The sequence below is a fragment of the Kitasatospora sp. NPDC127035 genome (assembly GCF_042726075.1).
Taxonomy (GTDB): Bacteria; Actinomycetota; Actinomycetes; order Streptomycetales; family Streptomycetaceae; genus Kitasatospora.
Genome location: NZ_JBHXDN010000013.1, coordinates 125,853 through 135,418, shown reverse-complemented (window position 1 = coordinate 135,418; position 9,566 = coordinate 125,853). Strand labels below are relative to the sequence as shown.

Here is a 9,566-nt window from a genome sequence, read left to right as displayed (position 1 = left end):
GCCGCCCCCCCCCTTACGCCCCCCCCCCGGGCCCCCTCCCCCCCCCCTACACCCCCGCCGGGCCGGCCACCCCGGGGGGGGGGCCCCGCCCCCCCCCGGCGGCCCCCCGCGGGGCGGCGCCCCACGGACCGGTCAGGCGCCGACCAGCTGCTCGCTCGGGAGTCCGTTGGGCAGCTCGACGTGGGCGCCGAGGTCGCGCAGCTTGTCCATGAAGTTCTCGTAGCCGCGGTTGATCAGGTCGATGCCGTGCACGGTCGAGGTGCCCTCGGCCGCCAGCGCCGCGATCAGGTACGAGAAGCCGCCGCGCAGGTCCGGGATGACCAGCTCGGAGCCCATCAGCTTGGACGGCCCGGAGACCACCGCGGAGTGCAGGAAGTTGCGGGCGCCGAAGCGGCACGGGGTGGCGCCCAGGCACTCGCGGTAGAGCTGGATGTGGGCACCCATCTGGTTCAACGCGCCGGTGAATCCGAGCCGCGACTCGTACACCGTCTCGTGGACGATGGACAGGCCGGCCGCCTGGGTCAGCGCGACCACCAGCGGCTGCTGCCAGTCGGTCTGGAAGCCCGGGTGCACGTCGGTCTCCAGGGCGATCGCCTTGAGCTCGCCGCCCGGGTGCCAGAACCGGATGCCCTCGTCGTCCACCTCGAAGGCGCCGCCGACCTTCCGGAAGGTGTTGAGGAAGGTCATCATCTCCAGCTGGCGGGCACCGCGGACGTAGATGTCGCCCTTGGTGGCCAGGGCCGCGCAGGCCCAGGAGGCGGACTCCAGGCGGTCCGGCAGCGCGCGGTGGTTGTAGCCGTTCAGCTCGTCGACGCCGGTGATCAGGATGGTGCGGTCGGTGCCCATCGAGATGATCGAGCCCATCTTCTGCAGCACGCAGATCAGGTCGACGATCTCCGGCTCGATGGCGGCGTTGCGCAGCTCGGTGACGCCCTCGGCGAGGACGGCGGTGAGCAGCACCTGCTCGGTGGCGCCGACCGACGGGTAGGGCAGCTCGATCCGGGTGCCGCGCAGCCGCTGCTGGGCCACCAGGTAGGTGCCCTGCGGGTGCTTCTCGATGGTCGCGCCGAACTGGCGGAGCACCTCGAAGTGGAAGTCGACCGGCCGGCCGCCGATGTCGCAGCCGCCGAGGCCCGGGATGAAGGCGTGGCCGAGCCGGTGCAGCAGCGGGCCGCAGAAGAGGATCGGGATCCGCGAGGAGCCCGCGTGCGCGTCGATGTCGGCGACGTTGGCGCTCTCCACGTGGGACGGGTCGAGGATCAGCTCACCCTCTTCGTCGCCGGTGCGCACGGTGACCCCGTGCAGCTGGAGCAGACCGCGGACCACCTTGACGTCGCGGATGTCCGGGACGTTGCGCAGTCTGCTGGGTCCCTGGCCGAGCAGGGCGGCGACCATGGCCTTGGGGACCAGGTTCTTCGCACCGCGGACGCGGATCTCGCCTTCGAGCGGGTTTCCGCCGTGGACCAGCAGGACGTCGTCGGTCATCGTTCTCGCAATCCGGGGTGCCAGAGGAGTGGGTGGGGCTCTGCGAGGAGCCGTGCGGTGGACCGTTTCACGGACGAGTCGGGCCCCCGGCGTGACCGAGTCGGCACCGTGGAGGGGCGTCCACCATCAGTAGATGGTAGTGGTCGCGCCGACGGTTCCCGTGAGCCTCTCCCGTGATGGTGCTCTCCCCGGGCCGCGGGCCGCGCGCCGGTACGCCCGTACGGGTGTTCGCCGCGTGTTCGCCGGGTGTCGACCGGGTGTCGGCCCGGCGGACCGCCGATTGCCCTGCGGGTCCTCGGCCGGTCCCCGGTTTCGGGTGTCCGCCCCCGGGGGTCTGCGGGATCATGTGAGGCATGACGGCGGCCCATTCGCACGGAGGCCGGTCCCACACCGGCCGCTTGCTCGTCGCGACGCCCGTGCTCACCGACCCCAACTTCGCCCGGGCGGTGGTGCTCCTCCTCGACCACGACGTCGAGGGGGCGCTCGGTGTGGTCCTCAACCGGCCGACGCCGATCGAGGTGGGCAGCGTGCTGGACGGCTGGGGCGTGCTGGTGGGGCAGCCGGCCGTGGTGTTCCAGGGCGGACCGGTGGCACTGGACTCGGCGCTCGGGCTGGCCGTGGCGCCGGGGGAGCCGGGCACCGGCGAACCGCTCGGCTGGCGGAGGGTGCACGGCGCGATCGGCCTGGTCGACCTGGAGGCGCCGCCCGAGGTGCTGGCCGGCGAGCTCGGGGCGCTGCGGATCTTCGCCGGGTACGCGGGCTGGGCGCCCGGGCAGCTGGAGTCCGAGGTCACCAGCGGCGCCTGGTACCTGGTGGACTGCGAGCCGGGGGACATCTCCAGCCCGGAGCCGGAACGGCTCTGGCGCGCGGTGCTGCGCCGCCAGCGCGGCCCGATGGCGCTGCTCGCGACGTACCCCGACGACCCCACCCTGAACTGACCGGAGCGGCTCCCGTCGCGACACTGGCCCGGTTTTGCGGGGCGCCCATAGACTTGGCACCTATGAGCACTCTTGAGCCCGAGCGCGGCCTCGGCACCGGCACCCTGGTCGAGCCCGTCCCGCAGGTGTCCAACGGGGACGGCGACCACGAGCGCTTCGCCCACTACGTCCAGAAGGACAAGATCATGGAGAGCGCGCTCTCCGGGTCCCCCGTGGTGGCGCTGTGCGGCAAGGTGTGGGTGCCCGGGCGCGACCCGAAGAAGTACCCGGTGTGTCCGATGTGCAAGGAGATCTACGACGGCATCGGCAAGCCGCAGGGCGGCGACGACAAGTAGCGGCCTGCCCCGCATGTGAGGTCTGGACCATTTTGCAAACTGGTCTATGCCCGTGGCCGGGCCGGAGGCAGGATGGCGGAATGGACCTCATACCCGCCCCCTTGAGCTCCGTCCGCCTCCCGGACCAGGACTTCTCCCTCGACCAGACCACCACCCTGACCGCGCCGCCGGCGCTGGCCGGGGCCGAACGGTGGCTGCGCTCCTCACTGGCCGCCGCCACCGGCCTTCCGCTGGCCCCGGGCCGGCCCGGGGAGGGAGTCGAACTGGTCCTCGACGAGACGCTGGCCGGCGAGGCGTACCGGCTCTCGGTGCGCCCCGGCCACGCCGTGATCACCGCCGGCGGGCCGGCCGGCGCGCTCTGGGGCGCCCAGACGCTGCGCCGGCTGCTCGGCCCGGACGCCTACCGGCGCGCTCCGCTGCGCTCCGCCGGCTGGGTGCTGCCCGGCACCGACATCGAGGACGCGCCGCGGTTCGGCTGGCGCGGCGTCCTGCTGGACGTCGCCCGGCACTTCCTGCCCAAGTCCGACGTGCTCCGCTTCGTGGACCAGCTCTCCGCGCACAAGCTCAACGTGCTGCACCTGCACCTGACCGACGACCAGGGCTGGCGGGTGGAGATCAAGCGCTACCCGCGGCTCACCGAGCTGGCCTCCTGGCGCGAGCGCTCGATGGTCGGCTTCCGGGCCGGCGAGCGCCGCGACGACCGCCCGCACGGCGGCTTCTACACCCAGGACGACCTCCGCGAGATCGTCGCCTACGCCGCCGAACGGGGCGTCACCGTCGTCCCGGAGATCGACCTGCCGGGCCACACCCAGGCCGTCGTGGTCGCCTACCCCGAGCTGGGCAACACCGACGTGGTGGACACCGCGGCGCTCGGGGTCTGGACCGACTGGGGCGTCAGCCAGAACGTGCTCAACCCCTCCGAGGCCACCCTCCGGTTCTTCGAGGGGGTGCTGGAGGAGGTCCTGGAGCTCTTCCCGTCCGAGTTCGTCCACCTCGGCGGCGACGAGTGCCCCAAGGAGCAGTGGAAGGAGAGCGCCGCCGCGCAGGCGCGGATCCGCGAACTCGGCCTGGCCAACGAGGACGAGCTGCAGAGCCACATCATCCGGCACTTCGACGGCTGGCTCGCCGAGCGGGGCCGCCGGCTGATCGGCTGGGACGAGATCCTGGAGGGCGGACTGGCGCCCGGCGCCGCGGTCTCCTCCTGGCGCGGCTACGGCGGCGGGATCGCCGCCGCCGAGGCCGGGCACGACGTGGTGATGTGCCCCGAGCAGCACGTCTACCTGGACCACCGGCAGGCTTCGGGGGAGGACGAGCCGATCCCGGTCGGCTTCGTCCGGACCCTGGAGGACGTCTACCGCTTCGAGCCGGTGCCGGCGCAGCTCGACGAGGTGGCCGCCCGGCGGGTGATCGGCACCCAGGCCAACCTGTGGAGCGAGTTCATGGACAGCGCCCGGGACATCGACTACCGGGCCTTCCCCCGGCTCGTGGCCTTCGCCGAGGTCGCCTGGTCCGCGCTGCCGGCCGATCCCGCGGAGCGCGACTTCGCCGGCTTCGAGCAGCGGATGGAGGCCCACCGGGAGGTGCTGGACGCGCTCGGCGTCGAGTACCGGCCGGCCGGCGGTCCGCACCCCTGGCAGAAGTGGCCCGGGGTGCTGGGACGGCCGATCGAGGGGCTTCCGCCGCTGGTCTGACGGGGCGGCCCGGACGTGGGGGGGCCCCCCCCGCGGGGCCCCCCCGGGGGGGGCGGCGCGGCGGGGGGGGCGGGCGGGGGGGGGGGGGGGGGCCGCCCGTTCGGGGGGCTCCCGCCGGTGTTCTGCGGGGGCGCCCGGGCGGTGGGGCCCCCCCCCCGGGGGCACCCCCGGGGGGGGCGCGGCGCGCGGGGCGTGCCGGGCGGGTGTGGCGGGCGGGAACTTCTGAGCGGTCGTCGGACGTCAAGAAGAGATGAACATCTACTCCGGTTCGTATCGAACCGGAGCAGATACCGCCCGGTATCGGTCCCAATCGGGCAGTACCGTTCGCCCGACCCGGAATGATCATCGAGCATTGTGTGCCAGAGTTGCCCAACCCGGCCCGATCGCCCGTACCCTACGGGCCAGGCCGGACTGCCGCAGCGGACACCCCGGCCGAGGGCCGCGGGCGGCAGGCGATCGATGAGCAAGTGGAGCACGGTGGGACCCAGGTGAACCGGACGATCATGCTGCCGGCCTCCCTCGACGAGGCCGTAGAAGCGCTGGCCTCCCACCCGGCCGCGGTGCCGGTGGCCGGCGCCACCGACCTGATGGAGGCCGTCAACGCCGGGCGGCTGCGCCCCGCCGCCCTGGTCGGCCTGGGCCGGATCACCGAACTCCGCGGCTGGCGCTACGAGGACGGCGGCACCGCCGTCCTGGGGGCCGGGCTCACCCACGCACGGATGGACCGCCCCGACTTCGCGGCGCTGATCCCCGCGCTCGCCGACGCCGCCCGCACCGCCGGACCGCCGCAGGTCCGCAACGTCGGCACCCTCGGCGGCAACATCGCCACCGCCGCCCCGGCCGGCGACACCCTCCCGGTGCTCGCCGCGCTGGAGGCCAGCGTCACCCTCGCCCGGGCCGGCGCCACCCGCGAGGTCCCGGTCAGCCACCTGCTCACCGGCCTCGACCCGGTGCGCCCCGGCGAACTGCTCACCTGGGTGCGCGTCCCGCTGCTGCACGCCCCGCAGGTCTACCTCAAGGCCACCGGCCGCAGCGGCCCGGCCCGCGCCACCGCCTCGGTCGCCCTCGTCCTCGACCCCGCCCGGCGCGCCGTCCGCTGCGCCGTCGGTGCCGTCGCCCCGGTGCCGCTGCGACCGCTGGAGGCCGAGGCCTGGGTCGCCGGCTGCATCGACTGGGACGGTTCGCGGGAGATCGACCCCGCCGCGACGGCCGCCTTCGGCGAGTACGTGGCCGCCGCCTGCGTGCCCGACAGCTACGGCGCCGAGGGCTCCTGGGAGGCCGTCACCGAGGGGCCGAGCGCGGCCGCGGTGCGGCTGCGGCGTACCGTATCGGTGCTGGCCCGCCGGGCACTGGGAAGGGCGCTCAAGTGACCACAGACCACCCCATCGAGACCCTCGACGCGAGCCCCCTGGACCACGCGCCGCAGGTCAGCCGCGAGCTGCGCCCCTGCACCTCGTACACCCTGCGGGTCAACGGCTTCGAACGGCCCGTCACCGACGCCTGGATCGGCGAGAGCCTGCTCTACGTGCTGCGCGAGCGGCTCGGCCTGGCCGGTGCCAAGGACGGCTGCGAGCAGGGCGAGTGCGGAGCCTGCTCGGTCCAGGTGGACGGGCAGCTGGTGGCCGGCTGCCTGGTGCCCGCCGCGCTGGCCCAGGACAGCGAGATCAACACCGTCGAGGGGCTGTCCGCAGCCGGCGGCGCCAGCGACGTCCAGCAGGCCCTGGCCGAGTCCGGCGCGGTGCAGTGCGGCTACTGCACGCCCGGCCTGGCGATGGCCGTGCACGACCTGCTCCAGCGCAACCACCGGCCCACCGAGGTCGAGGCGCGTCAGGCGCTCTGCGGAAACCTCTGCCGCTGCACCGGGTACCGGGGCGTGCTGGCCGCCGTGCAGACCGTCGCCGACGCGCGCGCCTCGGACGGCGAACCGGCGGAGGGGACGGCGACCGCCGCGGAGGCCGCACCCGCCGCCGCGCCCGCCCCGACGGCCGCGGAGCCGGTCCCCGGACCGCCCGCAGCCGCGCCCGCCGCGACGGCCGCCGGCGACCTGCCGGTGTACACCGACGACGTCTGGATCGAGCACGTCCCGCAGCCGCCGGTCGAGGAGACCCCGACCACCGCCGGGACCGGCGTCGGCGTCGGCATGCAGTACGGCGTCCCCGACGGCCAGGGCGGCTACGACACCGGCGTGTACGACACCACCGTGCTCGCCCCGATCCGCGACGTCCCCGCCCCGCCCGCCGGCGACGGCACCGGCTACTACCCGGCCCCGGGCTACCCCGAGCAGCCCTACCCGGGCACCACCCCCGCCCACGGCACCTACCTGCCCGGACCCGGCGGCTACCCCGAGGCGGGCGGCTACCCGCAGCAGCCCGGCTACGACAACGCCTCGCCGTACGACGGCCCGGTGTACGAGACCGCTCCGGTGCACGGCACCCCGGCCCACGGCACCCCGCTCCCGGGCTACGACGGCCAGGGCTTCCCGAACCCGGGCTACGACGGCACCCCCGCGCACGGCACGCCGTACGTCCCCGCGCCCCCGCACGGTGCCCCGGCCGAGGGCGCCGCCCCCGCCGGCGTCCCGTACGGCGCCACCCCCGCCCACGGCATCCGGCTCCCCGAGGACGACCACGCATCATGACGTCGCCTACCGACATCGGCGCAGCACCCCAGCAGGACGGCGACCAGGGCGGTGCGGCGGAGCCGTTCGGCCTGGGCAGTTCCCCGCTGCGCAGCGACGCCCTGCCGAAGGCGCTCGGCATCTACCCGTACGCCGCGGACCTCTGGGCCGAGGGCCTGCTCTGGGGCGCGGTCCTGCGCTCGCCGCATCCGCACGCCCGGATCCGCGGCATCGACACCTCGGCCGCGCTCGCGCTGCCCGGCGTGCACGCCGTGGTCACCGCCGCCGACCTGCCCGCCGGGCCGGACGGCAGCCCCGACGGCGCCCCGGCCGGGCCGATCGTCGCCGACCGCCCGGTGCTGGCCGCCGGCGTGGTCCGCCACCACGGCGAGCCGGTCGCCGCCGTCGCGGCCGACCACCCCGACACCGCTCGGCTCGCGGTCGGCCTGATCGCCGTCGACTACGAGCCGCTGGACGCCGTCACCGACCCCGAGCAGTCCTTCACCGCCCCGCCGCTGCACCCGGACGGCAACCTCTTCCGCCACCTGCCGCTGCGCACCGGCGACCCGGAGGCGGTCGGCGAGGTCGTGGTCGAGGGCCTGTACCAGGTCGGCCGGCAGGACCCGGCGCCGCTCGGCGCGGAGGCCGGCCTGGCCGTGCCGCGTCCGGACGGCGGCGTCGAGCTGCACCTGTCCTCCACCGATCCGCACGGCGACCGCGACCGGACCGCCGCCTGCCTCGGTCTGGAGCCGGACCGGGTCCGGCTGGTGGTGACGGGCGTGCCCGGCGCCACCTCCGACCGCGAGGACCTCTCCTTCCAGGTCACCATGGCGCTGCTGGCGCTGCGCACCGGCCGCCCGGTGAAGATGACGCTCACCCGCGAGGAGTCCTTCCACACCCACACCTCGCGCCACCCGGCCCTGCTGCGCTACCGCCACCACGCCGACGCCGAGGGCCGGCTGGTCAAGGTCGAGGCGCAGATCCTGCTGGACGGCGGCGCCTACGCGGACGTCTCCGCCGAGGCGCTGGCCGCCGCCGCCGCCTTCTCGGTGGGCCCGTACAACTGCCCCAACGTCTTCGTGGACGCCTGGGCGGTGCGCACCAACAACCCGCCGGCCGGCCGGATGCGCGGCGAGGGCGCGCTCCAGACCTGCTTCGCCTACGAGTCGCAGCTGGACCAGCTGGCCGCCCGGATCGGCGTCGACCTGGTGGAGATCCGCCGCCGCAACGTGATGGCCACCGGTGATCCGCTGCCCACCGGACAGGCCGTCACCTGCCCGGCCCCGGTGAGCGCGCTGCTGGAGGCGGTCGCCGAGGAGCCGCTGCCGGCCCTGCCGGTGGACGACCCGGACGCCGAGTGGCTGCTGCCGGGCGGGCCCGGCGGCGCCGGCGACCCGGCGGCGGTGCGGCGCGGGATCGGCTACGCGCTGGGCATGGTGCACATGCTGGGCGCCGAGGGCGAGGACGAGGTCTCCACCGCGACCGTCCGGGTCAGCGGCGACCACGCGACGGTGATCTGCGCGGCGGTCGACGCGGGCCACGGCTTCGCGACGCTGGCCCGGCAGATCGTCCAGACGGTGCTCGGCGTGAGCGAGGTCTACATCGCGCCGGCCGACAGCGACCAGTCGGTGGCCGGGCCGTCCGCCCGCGGCCGGCACACCTGGGTCTCCGGCGGCGCGGTCGAGCGGGCCGCGCTGATGGTCCGCCACCAGCTGCTCCAGCCGATCGCCGCCAACTTCGGCATGTCGGTGGAGCTGCTGCAGATCGCCGACGGCAAGATCACCTCGTACGACGGGGTGCTCGGCATGCCGGTCGCGGAGGCGCTGGAGGGCAAGGAGCTCTGGGCCACGGCGCAGTGCCGCCCGCATCCGACCGAGCCCCTGAACGAGGCCGGCCAGGGCGACGCCTTCGTGTCGATCGCGTTCTGCGCGATGCGCGCGGTGGTGGACGTGGACATCGAGCTCGGCGCCGTCCGGGTGGTCGAGATGACCGTCGCCCAGGACGTCGGCAGGGCGCTGAACCCGCGCCAGATCGAGGACCGGATCGAGGCGGGCGTCGCCCAGGGCGTCGGCCTGGCGCTGCTGGAGGAGCTGCGGACCGAGGGGGGCCTGCTGCTCAACCCCTCGCTGACCGGCTACCGGCTGCCGACCGCGCTGGACACCCCGGAGATCCGGATCGCCGCACTGCTGGAGGAGCGTGACGTGGTCGCCTCGTTCGGTGCCAAGGCGGTCAGTGCCGTCCCCGCCGTGACGGCCCCGGCGGCGGTGGCCGCCGCCGTCCGCGCGGCCACCGGGCTGCCGGTCGGCCGGCTGCCGATCCGGCCCGAGGACGCCGTCACCGGCTGAGCCCCGGGGGCGGCGGAACCGGCTTCCGGGTCCGCCGTCCCGGGCTCCCGGAGCCCGGGACGGCCAACGGGACCGCGAACGGGGAATGCTCGGGGCACGGTCGGGGCACGACGGGGAATTCGTCGGAAAATCGGCCCGGAAAAGCCGTGAAAAAG

General features: G+C 75.1%; 7 protein-coding genes. 6 read left to right on the top strand and 1 reads right to left on the bottom strand.

The window, feature by feature from the left end:
* Window positions 1-132: 132 nt before the first annotated feature.
* Complete coding sequence (gene murA, locus ACFWIC_RS11845) at window positions 133-1,485, bottom strand: UDP-N-acetylglucosamine 1-carboxyvinyltransferase (protein WP_329883583.1); 1,353 nt, start codon at window positions 1,483-1,485, stop codon at window positions 133-135.
* 353 nt (window positions 1,486-1,838) lie between these two features.
* Between murA and ACFWIC_RS11840 the strand changes: the two genes are divergently transcribed.
* From ACFWIC_RS11840 to ACFWIC_RS11815, 6 genes are all read left to right on the top strand, one after another.
* Complete coding sequence (locus tag ACFWIC_RS11840; RefSeq protein ID WP_329883584.1) at window positions 1,839-2,423, top strand: YqgE/AlgH family protein; 585 nt, start codon at window positions 1,839-1,841, stop codon at window positions 2,421-2,423.
* Between the two features lie 62 nt (window positions 2,424-2,485).
* Entirely contained in the window at window positions 2,486-2,758 is a 273-nt protein-coding gene (locus ACFWIC_RS11835; RefSeq protein ID WP_327677380.1) for a DUF3039 domain-containing protein, read from the top strand.
* Window positions 2,759-2,838: 80 nt separating this feature from the next.
* Window positions 2,839-4,449: a beta-N-acetylhexosaminidase gene (locus ACFWIC_RS11830; protein ID WP_380517992.1), complete on the top strand. Its 1,611-nt coding sequence runs from the start codon at window positions 2,839-2,841 to the stop codon at window positions 4,447-4,449.
* A gap of 503 nt (window positions 4,450-4,952) precedes the next feature.
* A complete protein-coding gene (locus tag ACFWIC_RS11825; protein ID WP_329883745.1) occupies window positions 4,953-5,819 on the top strand; it encodes an FAD binding domain-containing protein in 867 nt (288 codons plus the stop codon).
* On the top strand, window positions 5,816-7,087 hold the full coding sequence (locus ACFWIC_RS11820) for a 2Fe-2S iron-sulfur cluster-binding protein (protein ID WP_380356113.1): 1,272 nt from the start codon (window positions 5,816-5,818) through the stop codon (window positions 7,085-7,087). Before ACFWIC_RS11825 ends, ACFWIC_RS11820 begins: the two co-directional genes overlap by 4 nt.
* Window positions 7,084-9,411 carry a xanthine dehydrogenase family protein molybdopterin-binding subunit gene (locus ACFWIC_RS11815; protein WP_329883586.1) on the top strand — a complete coding sequence of 776 codons (2,328 nt, stop codon included), beginning with the start codon at window positions 7,084-7,086 and terminating at the stop codon, window positions 9,409-9,411. The genes ACFWIC_RS11820 and ACFWIC_RS11815 overlap by 4 nt, the downstream gene beginning before the upstream one ends.
* Window positions 9,412-9,566 lie beyond the last annotated feature (155 nt).